The 14,725-nt window shown below is 66.9% G+C and carries 17 protein-coding genes; 10 read left to right on the top strand and 7 right to left on the bottom strand.

The genetic code is table 11. From position 1 onward, the window contains the following. Positions 1-7: 7 nt before the first annotated feature. The 3 genes from TNMX_RS05580 to TNMX_RS05590 are packed head-to-tail and all read right to left on the bottom strand — an operon-like array spanning position 8 to position 1,301. Positions 8-703: a succinate dehydrogenase iron-sulfur subunit gene (locus TNMX_RS05580; RefSeq protein WP_015717652.1), complete on the bottom strand. Its 696-nt coding sequence runs from the start codon at positions 701-703 to the stop codon at positions 8-10. Next, on the bottom strand, positions 700-1,035 hold the full coding sequence (locus tag TNMX_RS05585; RefSeq protein ID WP_015717653.1) for a sulfurtransferase TusA family protein: 336 nt from the start codon (positions 1,033-1,035) through the stop codon (positions 700-702). The genes TNMX_RS05580 and TNMX_RS05585 overlap by 4 nt, the downstream gene beginning before the upstream one ends. Further along, positions 1,032-1,301: a ferredoxin family protein gene (locus tag TNMX_RS05590; RefSeq protein WP_038030250.1), complete on the bottom strand. Its 270-nt coding sequence runs from the start codon at positions 1,299-1,301 to the stop codon at positions 1,032-1,034. Before TNMX_RS05590 ends, TNMX_RS05585 begins: the two co-directional genes overlap by 4 nt. Before the next feature lie 187 nt (positions 1,302-1,488). Between TNMX_RS05590 and TNMX_RS05595 the strand changes: the two genes are divergently transcribed. Next, the gene (locus TNMX_RS05595) at positions 1,489-2,493 is read left to right on the top strand and encodes a S1C family serine protease (protein ID WP_038030252.1); all 1,005 of its coding nucleotides are present in this window, start codon (positions 1,489-1,491) and stop codon (positions 2,491-2,493) included. On the opposite strand, the gene TNMX_RS05600 is transcribed toward TNMX_RS05595, so the two are convergent. Then, positions 2,494-3,468, bottom strand: a complete 975-nt coding sequence (locus tag TNMX_RS05600; RefSeq protein ID WP_038030254.1) for a P1 family peptidase — start codon at positions 3,466-3,468, stop codon at positions 2,494-2,496. Positions 3,469-3,512: 44 nt separating this feature from the next. Between TNMX_RS05600 and TNMX_RS05605 the strand changes: the two genes are divergently transcribed. The 6 genes from TNMX_RS05605 to TNMX_RS05630 are packed head-to-tail and all read left to right on the top strand — an operon-like array spanning position 3,513 to position 9,406. Further along, positions 3,513-4,574 carry a class II aldolase/adducin family protein gene (locus TNMX_RS05605; RefSeq protein ID WP_038030256.1) on the top strand — a complete coding sequence of 354 codons (1,062 nt, stop codon included), beginning with the start codon at positions 3,513-3,515 and terminating at the stop codon, positions 4,572-4,574. Beyond that, entirely contained in the window at positions 4,571-5,665 is a 1,095-nt protein-coding gene (locus TNMX_RS05610; RefSeq protein ID WP_038030258.1) for a zinc-binding dehydrogenase, read from the top strand. Before TNMX_RS05605 ends, TNMX_RS05610 begins: the two co-directional genes overlap by 4 nt. 58 nt (positions 5,666-5,723) lie before the next feature. Next, positions 5,724-6,761: a MoxR family ATPase gene (locus tag TNMX_RS05615; RefSeq protein WP_038030260.1), complete on the top strand. Its 1,038-nt coding sequence runs from the start codon at positions 5,724-5,726 to the stop codon at positions 6,759-6,761. After that, positions 6,721-7,590: a DUF58 domain-containing protein gene (locus TNMX_RS05620; RefSeq protein ID WP_038030262.1), complete on the top strand. Its 870-nt coding sequence runs from the start codon at positions 6,721-6,723 to the stop codon at positions 7,588-7,590. Before TNMX_RS05615 ends, TNMX_RS05620 begins: the two co-directional genes overlap by 41 nt. Further along, on the top strand, positions 7,557-8,477 hold the full coding sequence (locus tag TNMX_RS05625; RefSeq protein ID WP_038030264.1) for a VWA domain-containing protein: 921 nt from the start codon (positions 7,557-7,559) through the stop codon (positions 8,475-8,477). The genes TNMX_RS05620 and TNMX_RS05625 overlap by 34 nt, the downstream gene beginning before the upstream one ends. Further along, complete coding sequence (locus TNMX_RS05630; protein ID WP_038030313.1) at positions 8,474-9,406, top strand: VWA domain-containing protein; 933 nt, start codon at positions 8,474-8,476, stop codon at positions 9,404-9,406. Before TNMX_RS05625 ends, TNMX_RS05630 begins: the two co-directional genes overlap by 4 nt. Here TNMX_RS05630 and TNMX_RS05635 read toward each other — a convergent pair. Further along, on the bottom strand, positions 9,403-9,687 hold the full coding sequence (locus TNMX_RS05635) for a hypothetical protein (RefSeq protein ID WP_038030316.1): 285 nt from the start codon (positions 9,685-9,687) through the stop codon (positions 9,403-9,405). The genes TNMX_RS05630 and TNMX_RS05635 overlap by 4 nt on opposite strands. A 106-nt stretch (positions 9,688-9,793) precedes the next feature. Here TNMX_RS05635 and TNMX_RS05640 point away from each other — a divergent pair, with 106 nt between their 5' ends. Together TNMX_RS05640 and TNMX_RS05645 are read left to right on the top strand one after the other, a co-directional pair. Beyond that, positions 9,794-10,648, top strand: coding sequence for an ABC transporter permease (locus tag TNMX_RS05640; RefSeq protein WP_038030266.1), 855 nt, complete (start codon positions 9,794-9,796; stop codon positions 10,646-10,648). 1 nt (position 10,649) lies between these two features. Further along, entirely contained in the window at positions 10,650-11,942 is a 1,293-nt protein-coding gene (locus TNMX_RS05645) for a murein hydrolase activator EnvC (RefSeq protein ID WP_038030268.1), read from the top strand. Positions 11,943-11,954: 12 nt separating this feature from the next. Here the strand turns inward: TNMX_RS05645 and hpf are convergent, their stop codons facing one another. Next, positions 11,955-12,515 carry a ribosome hibernation-promoting factor, HPF/YfiA family gene (gene hpf, locus TNMX_RS05650; RefSeq protein WP_019551503.1) on the bottom strand — a complete coding sequence of 187 codons (561 nt, stop codon included), beginning with the start codon at positions 12,513-12,515 and terminating at the stop codon, positions 11,955-11,957. Beyond that, a complete protein-coding gene (gene ftsE, locus TNMX_RS05655) occupies positions 12,512-13,240 on the bottom strand; it encodes a cell division ATP-binding protein FtsE (protein ID WP_038030270.1) in 729 nt (242 codons plus the stop codon). The genes hpf and ftsE overlap by 4 nt, the downstream gene beginning before the upstream one ends. Positions 13,241-13,321: 81 nt before the next feature. Between ftsE and TNMX_RS05660 the strand changes: the two genes are divergently transcribed. Continuing rightward, on the top strand, positions 13,322-14,647 hold the full coding sequence (locus tag TNMX_RS05660; RefSeq protein ID WP_038030272.1) for a S41 family peptidase: 1,326 nt from the start codon (positions 13,322-13,324) through the stop codon (positions 14,645-14,647). The last annotated feature ends 78 nt before the right edge of the window (positions 14,648-14,725 follow it).

Raw genomic sequence — 14,725 nt, forward strand, 5'->3', positions numbered from 1 at the left:
CGGGGGGTCAGAAGGCCTCCTCCAGGATCCTCCGCTTGACCTCGGTGATGAGCCGGTTCACGTCAATGCCCCGCGGGCAGGCCTCGGTGCAGTTGTGGGCGTTGCGGCACCGCCACACCCCGTTTCGCCCGCCGAGCCAACTGGAAAGCCGCTCCTCGGCCCCTCGGTCGCGGGAGTCAAAGAGGAAGCGGTGGGCCTGCACGATGGCCGCCGGGCCGATGTAGTGCCCGTTCACCCAGTAGACGGGACAGCTGGAGGTGCAGGCGGCGCAGAGAATGCACTGGGTCCCCTCCTCGTAACGCGCCCGCTCCTCAGGGCTCTGGAGCCTCTCCCGCTCGGGCGGGGGCTCGTCGTTGATGAGGTAGGGCCGCACCGCCCGGTAGGCGGCAAAGAAGGGCTCGAGGTCCACGATGAGATCCTTCCGGGCGGGGAGCGCCCGCAGCGGCTCCACGGTGAGGATCCGCCCCAGGTCCTTCACCAGGGTCTTGCAGGCGAGGCGGTTTCGGCCGTTGATGGTCATGGCGTCCGAGCCGCAGACCCCGTGCCCGCAGGAGTAGCGGAAGGCCAAAGTCCCGTCCACCTCGGCCTTGACCCTGAGAAGCAGGTCCAAGACCCGCTCCCGGCCCTCCGTCTCCAGGGAGAAGGCCTGCCAGTAGGGTCCTCTGCCCGGCGCTCGCCTGAGGATGCGGAGTTCCACCCTCATGGCTTCTCCACCAGGAAGCGGTAGTAGCGGAAAGGGAAAATCCCCCGCTGCTCCTGCTTCAGGATGCGGTAGCCGTACTTGCCCGCCCAGGCAGGGACCTCGTAGGGGGCGTAAACATTTTTGGAAAGGAGTTCCAAGACCGCCCCCGAGGGCAGGGCCTCCATGACCTCGGTGGCCCGGATGAACCCCAGGGCGCAGGGCGTGCCGCGGTTGTCCAGGCGATGGAGGGGTTTCACCTTGAGGTCCTCGAGGCGGCACACTCCCTTGACCGGGGAGCACTGCAGGGGAACCTCCTGCCTTACCTCCACCACCAGGCGGGGCGGCGCGGTCATTGCCCCCCCTCGAGGACGTGCACGTTGGGCAGGGTCTGGGCCCAGGTGCGGTTCTTCTCTATGTAAACCTTCCACTGCTCCGGGACGTCCTCCTCGGGGTAGATGGCGTTCACCGGGCAAGCGGGCACGCAGGCCCCGCAGTCAATGCACTCGTCGGGGTGGATGTAAAGCTGCTCCCCGGCGTCGTAGATGCACTCCACGGGGCAGACCTCCTGGCAAGACCGGTCCTTCACGCCGATACAGGGCTCACAGATCACGTGGGGCATAAGCACCTCCAAGCCCCAGCCTGCCCCCTCGCCTTCCCCTCGTCCATGACCCGGATCAAAGGTTTTTCCCTCAGGCCAACCTCCACCTGCACCGCTGAGGACCGCTCCCGGGAATAGGCTCCTTGCCCGGCATCACACTCTGGAGCTCAAAGGAGGAGGAAAATGGGGATAGGGGGGAGAATGGGGCATGGGTCGGGTTAAACCTTGGCTTTGGCTCCTGCCCCTGGGCCTGAGCCTCGCCCTTTGGCTTTCCGGCCCCAAGGGGACCCTCTGGGTAGAACCCGTCCAGGCGAGCCCCGAGGCCCTCCAGGCCGTTTACGCCCAGGCCCACCCCGGGGTGGTCCAGGTCCGGGACGGGGAGGGGGGAAGGGGAACGGCTTTCTTCTACGCCCCACGCCTCCTCCTCACGGCCTACCACGTGGTGGCGGAAGGGGGCCCCTTCCGCCTGCGCCTGGCCACGGGGGTGGAGGCCCAAGCCCAGGTCCTGGGGTTCCACGAGCCCTTTGACCTGGCGGTGCTCCGCACCGGGGCCCAGGCCCCAAGGGTCCTCCCCTTGGAGCTTTCCCGGACCCCTAGGGTGGGGGAAGCCCTCCTCCACATCGGCAACGGGCACAACCAGTTCATCGCCCCCCGGTATGGGCGCATCACCCGGCTTTTCGTGGACCCCTCGCCTTTTCTTCCCCAGGGCCTGGTGGGAACCAGCCTCCCCCTTTCCCCCGGGGATTCGGGAGGACCCGTGCTGGACCTCGAGGGCAAGGTGGTGGGGGTGGCGGTGGCCATCGGCCAAACGGAGGAGGGTTTCCGGAGTTTCTTCACCCCGTTCCTCGGCCGGGACCAGGTCCTGGCGGAGATGGAAGGGGGTAAGCGAAGCTACTGGCCCTACCTGGGCCTGAGGGGTCCAAGGGGCTTAACCCCGGAGCTGGCCCGGGAGCTGGGCCTGCCCCCGGGTGGGGTGCTGGTGGGCGAGGTGGTCCCGGGCGGGGCCGCCCACCGGGCAGGGCTAAGGGGCCTGGAAACGGGAGGGGTGCCGGATGTGATCCTCGAGGTCAACGGGGTCAAGGTGAACAGCTTCGAGGACCTCCTGCGGGAGGTGCGCCGCCACCAGGTAGGGGACAGGATCCGCCTTAGTGTGCGCCGGGGCGGGGAGGTCCTCCAGGTGGAGGTGGAGCTCGCTCCCTTTCCCGGAAGGTGATCAGCCCATGAGGTCCCGGTAAGCGGGAATCCCCGGCGCACTCCCCGAAAGGAGCACCGCCCGAAGGATCGCCCGGGTTACGGCGTCGGCGGCGTAGGCCCCGAGGCGCAAGAGGATGTAGGGGTCCACCCCCTTCCCCTCCCCCAGGGCCAGGGCGAAGACCAGGTCCCCATCCAGGGGCGTATGGGCCGGGCGAATGGCCCGGGCAATCCCGTCCTGGGCCATGATGGCAAGCCTCCTGGCCTGGGCCTTGCTAAGGGGCGCATCCGTGGCCACCACCGCCAGGGTGGTGTTCTGGCCCAAAAGGAAAGGGTAGCGGTAGTCCTCAGGCCCCCCCTGGTAGCGGGAGCGGTCCGGCAGAAGGGCCCTTTCCTCCTCTGCAAGGAGAGCCTCCCCGTAAAGCCTCCCCGTCTGGGGGTCAAAGGGCCGGCCCAGGCTGTTGACCGCCACCAAGGCCATGACCCGGTGGCCTTCCTCCAGAAGGTACCCCGCCAGGCCCACCCCGCCCTTGACTCCCCCCGCCACCGCCCCCGTGCCCGCCCCCACGCTACCCTCCTCCACCCTTTCCCCTGCGGCCAAGGCTGCCTGGTACCCTGCCTCCACCCCGGGCGGGCGGTGGATCCTCCCCCGGCCCAGGTCGTAGAGGACCGCTGCGGGCACGATGGGCACCACACCCCCTGGGGTGGGGAAGCCCTTTCCCCTTTCCGCCAGGTAACGCACGACCCCATCCGCCGCCCTTAGGCCGAAGGCGCTTCCCCCGGTAAGCAGGATGGCCTGCACTTTCTCCACGGTGTTCTCCGGGGACAGGAGGTCGGTTTCCCGCGTACCGGGAGCCGCCCCCCGCACGTCCACCGCTCCCACCGCTCCCTCCTCCACCAGGACCACGGTGGAGCCGGTGAGGGCCTCGAGGTCGGTGAAATGCCCCACCCTCAGTCCGGGGACCAGGGCCCGGCTACCCCCTAAGGCTTCCGCCATAGGACCAGTATGGGGTAGGCTAAGGACCAGAGCAAGGAGGGCATATGTGGGAGTACATGATCCACGGTGAGCCTTCTCCTAACGTCCGGGCTTTTCTGGAAGGACTGGGGAAAGCCCTGGAGGCTCAGGGGTTTCGCCACAACCCTCAGGCCGAGGCCCCAAACTTGGTGCTGAACGCCATCTCCCTGGAAAACCCACGCCCCTATCGCCGGCGGGCCCAGGCCACCTTCGTGGCCTCGGTGCTGGAGCTTCCCGCCTTCCCCGAAAACCCCCTCCAGGCCCTCTACCCCTACTTGGTTCGGGCTCTTTCCAACGTGCTTCTGGCCTATGTGCCCCACCAGGGGGTCAAGTTCCTCACCCTGGAGCTCGGGCACTACGACGAGCCCAACGGGGAGGGGTTTTACGAGAGGGTGGCCGGGCGCCTTAAGCCCATCGCCTGTAGCCGCCTGGTCATCAACAACATCTTCCACACGGACCTCGAGCCCGAGCTCTGGCAAGGGGACGAGCTTACGGAAAGCATGTACCGGGCAGGGAAGAAACTCAAGGAGTGGGACCTCCTTCCTGCTCCCTTCCCCATCGAGGAGATCCTGCCCCCCGAGGACCTGCGGCATGTCAAACGGCTTTACGGTATCGGGGGTCTTTCCTATGGAAACCTCTCCGTGCGCAAGGACGAGCGCCGCTTCTGGATGTCCGCAAGCGGGGTGGACAAGGCCAACCTGAAGGAGATCGGCCGGGACATCCTCATGGTGAAGGACTACGACCCTGAGCAAAACGCCATCCTCCTCTCCGTGCCCCCCCACGTGGAACCCAGGCGGGTCAGCGTGGATGCCATCGAGCACTGGATGATCTACCGGGCACACCCCGGGGTCGGGGCCATCCTGCACGTGCACGCCTGGATGGAAGGGGTTCCCGCCACCCCCTTCAACTACCCTTGCGGCACCTACGAGCTGGCCCAGGCGGTGGCGGAAAAGGTGCGCCAAGCCCCTGACCCCACCCGGGCGGTGGTGGGCTTGAAAAACCACGGCCTCACCATCACCGGGCGCAGCCTGGACGAGATCATGGAGCGGATAGAGGGTAAGCTCATCCGCACCGTGCCCATGTCATGAAGGCCCTCCTCTACACCCCTTCCCTTCCCCGCTTCTTCGCCGCCAGGGTCCTGGGCAAGCGATTTCCCAAGGGCCTTCTACCCCTAAGCCTCACCCAACTTCCCCTTCCCGAACGGCAAGGCTTCGTACGGGTGAGGGTCAGGCTAAGCGGGGTTTGCGGCTCGGACCTGGCCCTTCTCTACGGGAAAAGCCCCCCATCCATCAGCCCCTTTTTCTCCTTTCCCGCCGTCCTTGGCCACGAGATCCTGGGGGAGGTGGAGGGAAGCCTGGTGGCGGTAAACCCTCTCCTCACCTGCGCCGACCGCGGCCTTCCCCCCTGCCCAAAGTGCCAGGAGGGCGAGGAAGGCCTATGCCAGAACGTGGCGGAAGGATCCCTGGCCCCAGGGATGCTGGGCTACAACCGGGACCTGCCCGGGGGCTGGGGAGAGTGGATCCTGGCCCGGCCCGAGCGGCTTTACCCCATCCCAGCCCACGTCCCCGAGGAACGGGCCGTGCTCGCCGAACCCCTGGCGGTGGTGGTGCGGGGCCTTAAGAAGCTGAACCCCTGGCCCAAGGAGGTTCTGATCCTGGGCATGGGTACCCTGGGCCTTCTGGCCCTCAAGGCCCTTAGGGCCCTGGGGTTTTCCGGAAAGGTCTACGCGGTGGCCAAGTACCCCCACCAGGCGGAGCGGGCTTTGGCCTTCGGGGCGGAGGGGGTCTTTGGAAGCGCCAAAGAGGCCCTGCTGGAGCGGGCCAAGCGCTACCGCTACCTCCTCTTTGAAGGGTACCGGGGTGGGTACGAGGCGGTCCTCGAGGCCTCGGGAAGCGGGTCAGGTTTCCGCCAGGCCCTTACCCTGGCCCAGGAAGGAGGCCGGGTGCTCCTCCTGGGGGCCCCTGGGCTGGACTGGGCCGACCTCTCCCCCTTCTGGTTCAAGGAGGTGGGCCTGGTGGGAAGCTACACCTATAGCCCCGAGGAGTTTGCCCAGGCGGTGGGACTCCTTCCCGAGCTGGTGGGCCTCGAGGCCCTCATCGGGGGCATCTTCCCTCTTACCGACTGGCAAAAAGCCCTCTCCGCCAAGGGCAAGGCCCTATTCCGGCCAAATGTGTCCTGAAGGGGAGTATCCCCTGGTCTGGGGGGCTATACTCCTGGGAAACCCTTAGGGGGTGGGCATGGCCTGGGAAGAGGAACCCTTCTTGGCGGCAGGGGAAAGGCTTCGGGCCCTCCTGAAGGAGGTCAAGCGGGTCATCGTGGGCCAGGACCACCTCCTGGAGAGGATGCTGGTGGCCCTTCTCGCCCGGGGCCATCTCCTGATCGAGGGGGTGCCGGGGTTGGCCAAGACCCTGGCGGTGAAGACCCTGGCCCAGGCGGTCGGGGGAAACTTCAAAAGAATCCAGTTCACTCCCGATCTGGTGCCCGCCGACCTCCTGGGAACCCGCATCTACAACCCCAAGGAAGGGGAGTTCAAGACCGAGCTCGGTCCCATCTTCGCCCACCTCCTTCTGGCGGACGAGATCAACCGGGCCCCGGCCAAGGTGCAGTCGGCCCTCCTCGAGGCCATGCAGGAGCGCCAGGTGACCCTGGGCAAGGAAACCTACCCCCTGCCCAAGCCCTTCCTGGTGCTGGCCACGCAAAACCCCATAGAAAGCGAGGGCACCTATCCCCTGCCGGAAGCCCAGCTGGACCGCTTCCTTCTCAAGGTGGTGGTGGGCTACCCTGCCTTCCACGAGGAGCTCCTCATCGTGGGGCGCATGACCACGGGGGAGGAGATCCAGGTGGCCCAGGTGCTTTCCCTGGAGGAGGTTTTGGAGCTTTCCCGCCTGGCCGACCGCGTCTACGTCCATCCCAAGGTGGCCGAGCACGCCGTGGCCCTGGTCCAGGCCACCCGGGATCTGGAAAGGGCGGGGCTTAAGGACCTGAAGCCCTTCGTGGCCTATGGGGCAAGCCCTCGGGCCTCCTTGGCCCTGGTTCAGGGGGCCAAGGCCCTGGCCCTGGTCCGGGGGCGGGCCCACGCCCTGCCGGAGGATGTGCGGGACCTGTACCTGGACGCCCTGCGCCACCGGGTGATCCTCTCCTACCAGGCCCTGGCGGAGGGCGTACGGGTGGAGAACGTGCTGGAAGCCATCCTCAACCGCCTCCCCCCGCCCTTCGTGCCCCTTCACGACCCCTATGGAGACGCCCGAAGCCCTCTTGGCCCGCCTGGAGCTTAAGGTGGTACGTCCCCTGGACGGACTCCTCTTCGGGGACTACCGGGGGGTGTTCTACGGCAAGAGCCTGGAGCTGGCGGAGATCAGCCCCTATGCCCCTGGGGACGAGGCCGAACGCATCGACTGGCCCGCCACAGCCCGGACCGGGGAACTTCACGTGCGCCGCTTTCGCGAGGAGCGGGAGCTCACCCTGTGGCTCCTCCTGGATGGAAGCCCCTCCATGCGCTTTGGCTCTAGGAGGCGGGAAAAGTACACCCTGGCCCTGGAGCTGGCCCTGAGCGTGGCCTATATCGCTCTCCGCCACGGGAACCGGGTGGGGGCTATCCTGCCCTCGGGCCTCCTGCCCCCTCGAGGAGGGAAGGCCCAGGCCCTCCTCCTGGCCCGGGAGGCCCTCAAGGGCGGGAAGGCGCTTTCCCTAGGGGAAGCCTTGGGGCTTCTGGAGCGGGTGGCCAGGCGCCGGAGCCTGGTTTTCGTCTTCTCGGACTTCCTGGACACCTTTTCCGCTCCCTTTTCCCGCCTGGCCGCCCGGCACGACCTGGTGGGAGTCTTGGTGGAGGACCCCTTGGAACGGGCCCTGCCCCGGGCAGGGGTGCTCTCCTTCGTGGACCCGGAAACCGGGACCCAGGTGGAGGTGAACACCCTGGACCCAAGGGTGCGGGAAGCCTACCGCCTCCGGGCGGAGGCCCTCAGGGCCGCCAGGATGCGGGAGATCCTCAAGGCGGGTGCCGATCTCCTGGTGGCCTCCACGGAGATGGACCTGCTTCCCCTCCTCCTCGGCTTCGTGGAAAGGAGGCGCAGGTGGCCTTCAAAAGCCCCGAGGGCTTCCTCCTAGGCCTTCTCCTCCTGGGCGCAGGAGGGCTTCTCCTCTGGCTTTTGGAGCGGGCCGGGCGGAGGCGGCTTCTCTCCGCCTTGGACCCGGCCTTCCTCCCTGGACCTAAGCCCCTACCCCTTCCCTTCCTCCTGGCCCCTCTTTTCCTCCTCCTGGCGGCAGGCCGCCTCGAGGCCAGCCTTCCCTGGCGGGAGAACCTGACCCAGGCCCTGCTGGTGGTGGACACCAGCCACTCCATGGCCGCGGACGACGAGGCCCCCACCCGCCTGGAGCGGGCCAAGGCCCTGGCGCAAAGCTTCCTTCGCGGCCTCGATCCCTCGGTCAAGGTAGGGCTGGTGAGCTTCGGACCCCAGGCGGTCCTGGTCCTCTCCCCTACCCGGGACCGCCAGGCCCTCCTCAAGGCCCTGCAAGGCCTCAAACCCGGGGGGGCCACCCCTTTGGGCCAGGGCCTCCTCCAGGCCCGGCGGATCCTGCGGCCCAAGGGACCAGAGGGGGATCTTCCCCAGGCGAAACCCCCCGCCGCCATCCTCCTTCTTTCCGACGGAGCGGCCAACGCAGGGGGCGATCCCCTCGAGGCGGCTAAAGAACTCTCCCGGGCAGGCCTCCCCGTCTTCGTGCGTCCCCTGGGCGACCCCAGGGGGGCGGTGAGCCGCATCGGGGAGGGGCTTTACTTCGTGCCCACCAACCCCACAAGCCTCCTGCGCCTGGCCCAGGCCACCGGGGGCCAGGTGCTCGGCGAGGATTTCCAACCCCTCTACCGGGCCCTCCGCCCCTACCGGGTGTGGCGGACCCAGACCCTAGACCTCACCCAGGCCCTGGTGGTGGCGGGGCTTCTCACCTTTTCCTTCGGCGCTTACCTGAACCTCGCCCGGGAAGGGAGGTGGCCGTGAGCCTGCAGGCCCCCGAGGCTTTAAGCCTTCTCCTCCTTTTGGCCTTCCTGCTCCTGGGCCTTTATCCAAGGCGCCCCAAGGCCCGCCTGCCCCATCCCTTGGTCCCCCTGCTCCAGCAAGCGGCTCGGGAGTCCCGGGGCGTGCTTCCCTGGCTGCCCCCGGCCCTCTTTCTCCTGGGGCTCCTCCTCCTGGTCCTGGCAGCCACCCGCCCCCTCCTGCCCCTGCCCGGCCAGGCGAGCCGGAACGTGGTGATCCTGGTCATGGACGTAAGCCGGAGCATGATGGCGGCCGACCTGAAGCCAAGCCGCCTCGAGGCGGCCAAGGAAGCCGCCCGGGTCTTCCTCCGCGAGGCACCGAGGGCCTTAAGGATAGGGCTTGTGGCCTTCAGCGGCCACGCCCAGACCATCCACCCCCCCACCACCGACCGCAGGCTCCTGCGGGAAAGCCTGGACAGCCTGGAGTTCGGCCGCTCCACGGCCATCGGGGAGGGAATCCTGGAAGCCCTGCGCAACATCCGCGAGGCCGGGGGCGAAGGGGAGATCCTCCTCCTGACCGACGGCAGGAACCGAACGGGGAAAGACCCCTTGGAGGCGGCGGCCGAAGCCTCCCGCATGGGGGTGCGCATCTACGCCGTGGGGGTGGGGGTGCCCGGATGGATCCCGGGCCCCGAGGACCCGGTGAGCGCCTTCGGCTTCTTCCCGGGAGCCTTTGAGGTGGACGAGGAACTCCTCTGGGCCCTGGCGGAGTTCACCGCGGGACGGTATTACCTGGTGGCCTCGGAAAAGGAGCTTTCCGACCTCTACCGGAAGCTCGCCCGCTCGGTTCGCCTCGAGGTCATGCCCGGAGAAGCCGCTGGCCTCCTGGGGGTCCTGGGAGGGTTTTTGGCCCTCTTAGGGGTGGCCTTACGGCGTTACCTTTCCCCCGCCTAGGACCCGCCAAAGGGGTTAGGAACGGGCTCCACCGGGAAAAGCTCCTGGGGCTCACCCCCAGGCACCGGGAGCATGCGGAAAAACTCCCCGCTCAGGAAGAGGTAAACCTGGGGTTCGCATCCCTCCCCGCCTGGGGAAGGAAGTTGCTGGACAGGTATGGACCCCAAAACCCAGGAGACGGGGACTCCCTGCAAGGACCCGCTCCCGGGTAACCGCCCCATCCAGGCCACCCCCACCCCAAGAAACCCTCCCAGGGCCAGACCCAGTAGAAAAGGCCTCATACCCTTTAGGGTAGCAGCCCGGGCGAAAAGGGCAGGCCAGGGAGCACTTTTCCAGCCATGCCCTCGTCCAAGCCTTTTCTCAAGCCAGGGGCGTAAGATGTAAGGCATGTACGCCCTGCACGAGGGCCTGCGGCAGATCCTCCGCCACCCCACGGCCAGCCTCGCCACCTTCTTCACCGCCCTCGTATCCTTCGCCCTGCTTTACTTCCTCGGCCTTGTCCTTTGGAACCTGGAGCGGGTGGTGCATACCCTGGAGCGGGAACTGGAAGTGGCGGCCTTCCTGCAAAAGGAAGCCAACGTGGAAGCCCTCCTCACCGAGATCCAGGGCTGGCCGGAAGTGGGTGAGGTGCGGCTCCAAGGCAAGGAGGAGGCCCTGGCCCAGCTGGTCCTGGACTACCCCTACCTGGCCGAGGCCAAGGACCTGGTGGAAAACCCCTTGCCCGACACCCTGCGCCTGAGGCTTAAGGATCCGGAGGCGGTGCGCAAGGTGGCGGAAAGGCTACGGAGGCTTCCAGGGGTAGAAGGGGTGGAGTACGGGGGGGAGCTTACGGAAAGGCTGGTCCAGGTGCTATCCGGAAGCCGGCTGGCCATGGGGGTCCTGGTGGGCCTCCTTCTCCTCAACACCTTCTTCAGCGTCATGGGCTCCATCCGCCTATCCTTAGAAAGCCGCAAGGAAGCCCTGGGCATCATGCTCCTGGTGGGGGCCACCCGGCGGTTTATCCAGGCTCCTTTTGTGGTGGAAGGAATCCTCCTCACCCTTGGGGCAAGCCTTCTGGCGGTGGGCTTCGGTACCCTCCTCTACCGGGGCCTGGCGCAGGCCCTCCAGGGGCTACTTCCCTTCCTTCCCGTGCTGGGGGTCAAGGACCTCTGGCAGACGGGCCTCATGGTCCTGGCCCTGGCAGTGGTTCTAGGGGCCGGGGGAGCCTTCATGGCCACCCGGGCCTACCTGAGGGAAGTCTAGGATGCGCCCCAGCTGGCTTCTCCTCTTCTTGCTTTTGTGCCAAGCCCTTCTTCCATGGGCCCTGGGCCAGAACGTGCCCTCCCAGGAGCGCACCGTGCGCAACCTGGAAGGCCAGCTGAACCGGGCCAAGGCCCTCGAGGAGCAAAGCCAAAGGCGGATCCGGATCCTGAACCAGGAGCTTTCCCGCCTCTCCACCCGGGTGGAGAACCTGCTTAAGGAGAAGGCCCGTCTGGAAGGAGAAATCACCCGACTGGAGAGGGAGCGCACCGCCTTAAGCCGGCAGATCGCCCAGCTGAAAGAGGAGATACGCCGGACGGAAGGGCGCATCGCCCAGCTGGAAAAGGACCTGGATAGCCTCAAGGAACGGCTCCAGGCCCTGATGCGAAGCCTCCACCGGGAAAAGGCGGGCCGCTACCTACCCCTCCTCAGGGCCCAGTCCTTCACCGACCTGGCGGTCCGGGCCCGCTGGGTGGGGTACATCTCAAAGCGGGATGCGGACCTGGTTCGCACCCTTCAGGCCACCCTGAAGGCCCTAAGGGAAGAACGGGAGCGCTTAAGCCTTCTCCTCGCCGACCTCACCGCCAAGGAAAAGGCTCTCGGGGAAACCCAAAGGGCCCTCGAGGGGCAGAAGAAGGAGCTGGAGGCTACCCTCTCCAGCCTGGAGCGGGAAGCCCAGGGCAAACGAGCCCTCCTGCGGGAGGCTCTGCAGGAAAGGCAACGCCTGCAAGCGGAGCTGGCCCAGCTCCAGGCCCGGGTCCTGGCGGAGAGACAACGCCTCCTGGAGCTCAAGCGCCAGGAGGAGGAGCGGCGAAGGCAGGAGGAGGAACGGCGCAGGCGGGAAGCCGAGCGCCACCAGGCCGCGGCCCAGCCGGCACCCCGGGAAGCCAGCGTGGTGGTGCCCCCTCCTCCCTTACCCGCCACCGTGGGCCGGCTGGCCTTCCCCGTGCCCGGGGGCAGGATCCTGGTGCCCTACGGGCAGGAAGGACCTTTCCAGGTCATCCAGGGCCCAGCCCCGGGAAGCCCCGTACAGGCAGCCGCCGAAGGGTACGTGGCCGGAATCCTCTACCTGCCCAACCTGGGCTACACGGTGATGCTGGTGCACACGGAAACCCTCTCCACCGTCTACACCAACCTGCAAGAACCCCTGGTGCAGGAAGGGCAAAGGGTAGAGCGGGGCCAGCTCCTCGGCTACACGGGGGGAGGCCTTCTCATCCGCCCGGAGGAGCTGGAGTTCAGGGTGGCGGTACGCATAGGCGGAGAGACCCGCTTCGTGGATCCCTCCGCCTACTATTAAGGGCCTTGAAGGCTATGCGGGCTCGATAAGCCCGTAGTTGCCGTCCTTACGGCGATAGATCACGTTGATCTCGTCGGTCTTGGCGTTGCGGAACACGAAGAAGTCGTGGCCCAAAGCCTCCATCTGGAAGGCCGCTTCCTCGGGGTCCATGGGCTTCATCTCGAAGCGCTTGACCCGGACGATTTTGGGACCCTCTTCCTCCTCGGGCTTGCGCAGGGCCTCGAGGTCCTGCACCTCGGGGGGCGGAGGCCCCTGGTACGAGTGGCGCTTACCGATAAAACGGCGCTCCTTGAAGCGCTTGAGCTGGGTTTCCAGGCGGTCCACCATGCGGTCGATGGCCGCGTAAAGGTCGGGATCCTCCTCCTCCACCCTGATGAGCCCCCCGGGGAGGTCCACCTGCACCTCGGCCTTGGCCTTGCGGGCCACGTGATTGCTACCCGCCAGGGAGAGAACCACCTTGGCCATGAGCTCCCCGTTCTGGTAGCGGTCCAGGCGGGAAAGCTTCCGCTCCACGTAGTCCCGGATGGCGTCGGTGATCTCCAGGTTGCGACCGATGAGTTTGTAGACGTTCATGCGCCCTCCTTTCCGCCCCGGTCAGGGCTTTCCCTTACCCTTATGCTACCACCTTCCCCAGGACGTTCGTCCCGCACCACCTGCCCGGCCTTCAGGACCACCACCCGCGCCGGATAGGCCTCCAGAAGCTCCCGGCTGTGGGTGGCCACCACCACCGTGGCCCCCCGCTGATGAGCAGCCTTGAGGATATCCAGTACCTGGAGGGCGTTATCCAGGTCCAGGTTCCCCGTGGGCTCGTCCGCCAGGATCACGGGGGGGTCCAGAAGCAAGGCCCGGGCGATGGCCACCCGTTGGGCCTCCCCCACGGAAAGCTCCTCGGGAAAGGCCCTTTTCTTGTGGGCAAGCCCCACCCGGCGAAGGGCGGTGGCGATCCGCTCCCCCCACTCCCTGGGAGGAATCCCCTGCACCCTGAGCACAAAGGCCAGGTTCTCCTCCACCGTCATGTCGGAAAGAAGGCGGTGGTCCTGGAAGACCATGCCGATCCGGCGGCGGTGCAGGGCCACCTGGTCCCCCCTGAGGAACTTGAGGTTCTGCCCGGCAAAGTACACCGCCCCCTGGGTGGGAAGAAGGCGGCGGAGGATAAGGGCCAGCAGGGTGGACTTCCCCGCCCCCGAGTGGCCCACCACGTAGACGAACTCCCCCTTCTTCACCTCGAGGCTCACGTTGTAAAGCGCCTTGGTCCCCGTGCGGGGGTACTCCAGGCCCACCCGGTGGAAGGCGATCATGCCCCTACTATACGGAAGGCAGGCCAGACGTTCTTCTCATGGAAAGGCGCTATATATAGTGGAAGCTAGGTGAGGGAAGAGATGAAAAAACGCGCATGGCTCATCGCAGGGCTCGGGGTGGTCCTGGCCCTGGTATACGCCCAGCTTCCTCGTCCCCAGGCGGAAAACCTCCTGCAAAACCCCAACGGCCAGGCCCTCCTGGAGGTCTACCAGAGGATCCAGCAGGACTACCTGGAACCCCTGCCCCGGGAAAAGCTCAACGCCCTCCTGGAAGGGGCCATCGGAGGCATGGTCTCCGCCTTGAAGGACCCCTTCACCAGCTACTCCCCGCCCCAGCGGGCAAGCCTCCGGCAGGAGGACCTCAGGGGGGAGTTCTTCGGCATCGGGGCCACCCTTTCCCCCGCCAACCCCGACGGCACGGGGGCCAAAATCGAAGGGGTGATGAAGGGCCTTCCCGCCCAGCGGGCCGGGATGCGGGCCGGGGATGTGATCCTCGAGGTGGACGGGGAGGATGTGACTGGCCTGCCCCTCCAGGAAGTGGTGGCCAGAATCCGCGGCCGAGAGGGCACCAAGGTCACCATCAAGGTTCGTCGGGAAGGCACCCCCGCCCCCCTGGTCTTTGAGCTCATCCGGGAAAAGGTGGAGATCATCTCGGTTTCCACGGGCAGGATCGGGGACATCGGCTACATCGCCTTGGAAACCTTTGCCAACTTCAAGGTGGAGGACCAGCTGAAGCGGGCCATAGACGAGCTTAAGGCCCAGGGCATAAAGAAGCTCATCTTTGACCTTAGGGATAACGGCGGAGGCCTCCTGGACCAGGGCTGCGCCGTGGCCAGCGCCTTCCTGAAGGAAGGGCCCATCGTCTACACCCGCACCAAAAACCTCACCCGGGTCTGGTGCGAGGCCTCGGGGAAGCCTTTATGGGATGGCCCCATGGTGGTCCTGGTGAACGGGAACTCGGCCTCCGCCAGCGAGATCGTGGCCGGGGCCCTCCAGGACTACGGCCGGGCCAAGGTCATCGGGGAGAAGACCTTCGGCAAGGGCGTGGGCCAGACCCCCTACACCCTGGCCAACGGGGGCGAGCTCACCCTGGTCACCTTCGAGTGGCTCACCCCCAAGCGCCGGGCCATCAACAAGGAGGGCCTGAAGCCCGACATCGAGGTGAAGGACACCCGCTTCCCCACTCCCTTCTCCCTGCAAGGGGCCGGGGCACCGCCGGGGGCCGAGGTCAGCGTAACCCTAAACGGCAAGACCGTGAAAGTGAAGGCCGATGCCGAGGGCAAGTTCACCTACGCCGAACCCCAGCGCCAGCGGCCTCTTCCCGAGGACCGGGGGCAGGCGGTCTTGGACCTGGAGCAGGACGCCATCCTCAAGCGGGCTTTGCAGGAGCTTAACGCCACCCGTTAGCCTGGGAGGAAGGCTAAAGGGGCCGGGTTTTCCCGGCCCCTTTTAACCACCCCACCCTCGCTTCGCCAGGGTGGGGGC

Origin of the sequence: Thermus sp. NMX2.A1 (genome assembly GCF_000511705.1) — a bacterium.
GTDB classification, from domain to species: Bacteria; Deinococcota; Deinococci; order Deinococcales; family Thermaceae; genus Thermus; species Thermus scotoductus.

Excerpts from the sequence above, each read along its gene's own strand:
- TNMX_RS05580 (WP_015717652.1), bottom strand. The coding sequence starts at position 703 with ATGAGGGTGGAACTCCGCATCCTCAGGCGAGCGCCGGGCAGAGGACCC.
- TNMX_RS05585 (WP_015717653.1), bottom strand. The coding sequence starts at position 1,035 with ATGACCGCGCCGCCCCGCCTGGTGGTGGAGGTAAGGCAGGAGGTTCCC.
- TNMX_RS05590 (WP_038030250.1), bottom strand. The coding sequence starts at position 1,301 with ATGCCCCACGTGATCTGTGAGCCCTGTATCGGCGTGAAGGACCGGTCT.
- TNMX_RS05595 (WP_038030252.1), top strand. The coding sequence starts at position 1,489 with ATGGGTCGGGTTAAACCTTGGCTTTGGCTCCTGCCCCTGGGCCTGAGC.
- TNMX_RS05600 (WP_038030254.1), bottom strand. The coding sequence starts at position 3,468 with ATGGCGGAAGCCTTAGGGGGTAGCCGGGCCCTGGTCCCCGGACTGAGG.
- TNMX_RS05605 (WP_038030256.1), top strand. The coding sequence starts at position 3,513 with ATGTGGGAGTACATGATCCACGGTGAGCCTTCTCCTAACGTCCGGGCT.
- TNMX_RS05610 (WP_038030258.1), top strand. The coding sequence starts at position 4,571 with ATGAAGGCCCTCCTCTACACCCCTTCCCTTCCCCGCTTCTTCGCCGCC.
- TNMX_RS05615 (WP_038030260.1), top strand. The coding sequence starts at position 5,724 with ATGGCCTGGGAAGAGGAACCCTTCTTGGCGGCAGGGGAAAGGCTTCGG.
- TNMX_RS05620 (WP_038030262.1), top strand. The coding sequence starts at position 6,721 with ATGGAGACGCCCGAAGCCCTCTTGGCCCGCCTGGAGCTTAAGGTGGTA.
- TNMX_RS05635 (WP_038030316.1), bottom strand. The coding sequence starts at position 9,687 with ATGAGGCCTTTTCTACTGGGTCTGGCCCTGGGAGGGTTTCTTGGGGTG.
- TNMX_RS05640 (WP_038030266.1), top strand. The coding sequence starts at position 9,794 with ATGTACGCCCTGCACGAGGGCCTGCGGCAGATCCTCCGCCACCCCACG.
- TNMX_RS05645 (WP_038030268.1), top strand. The coding sequence starts at position 10,650 with ATGCGCCCCAGCTGGCTTCTCCTCTTCTTGCTTTTGTGCCAAGCCCTT.
- hpf (WP_019551503.1), bottom strand. The coding sequence starts at position 12,515 with ATGAACGTCTACAAACTCATCGGTCGCAACCTGGAGATCACCGACGCC.
- ftsE (WP_038030270.1), bottom strand. The coding sequence starts at position 13,240 with ATGATCGCCTTCCACCGGGTGGGCCTGGAGTACCCCCGCACGGGGACC.
- TNMX_RS05660 (WP_038030272.1), top strand. The coding sequence starts at position 13,322 with ATGAAAAAACGCGCATGGCTCATCGCAGGGCTCGGGGTGGTCCTGGCC.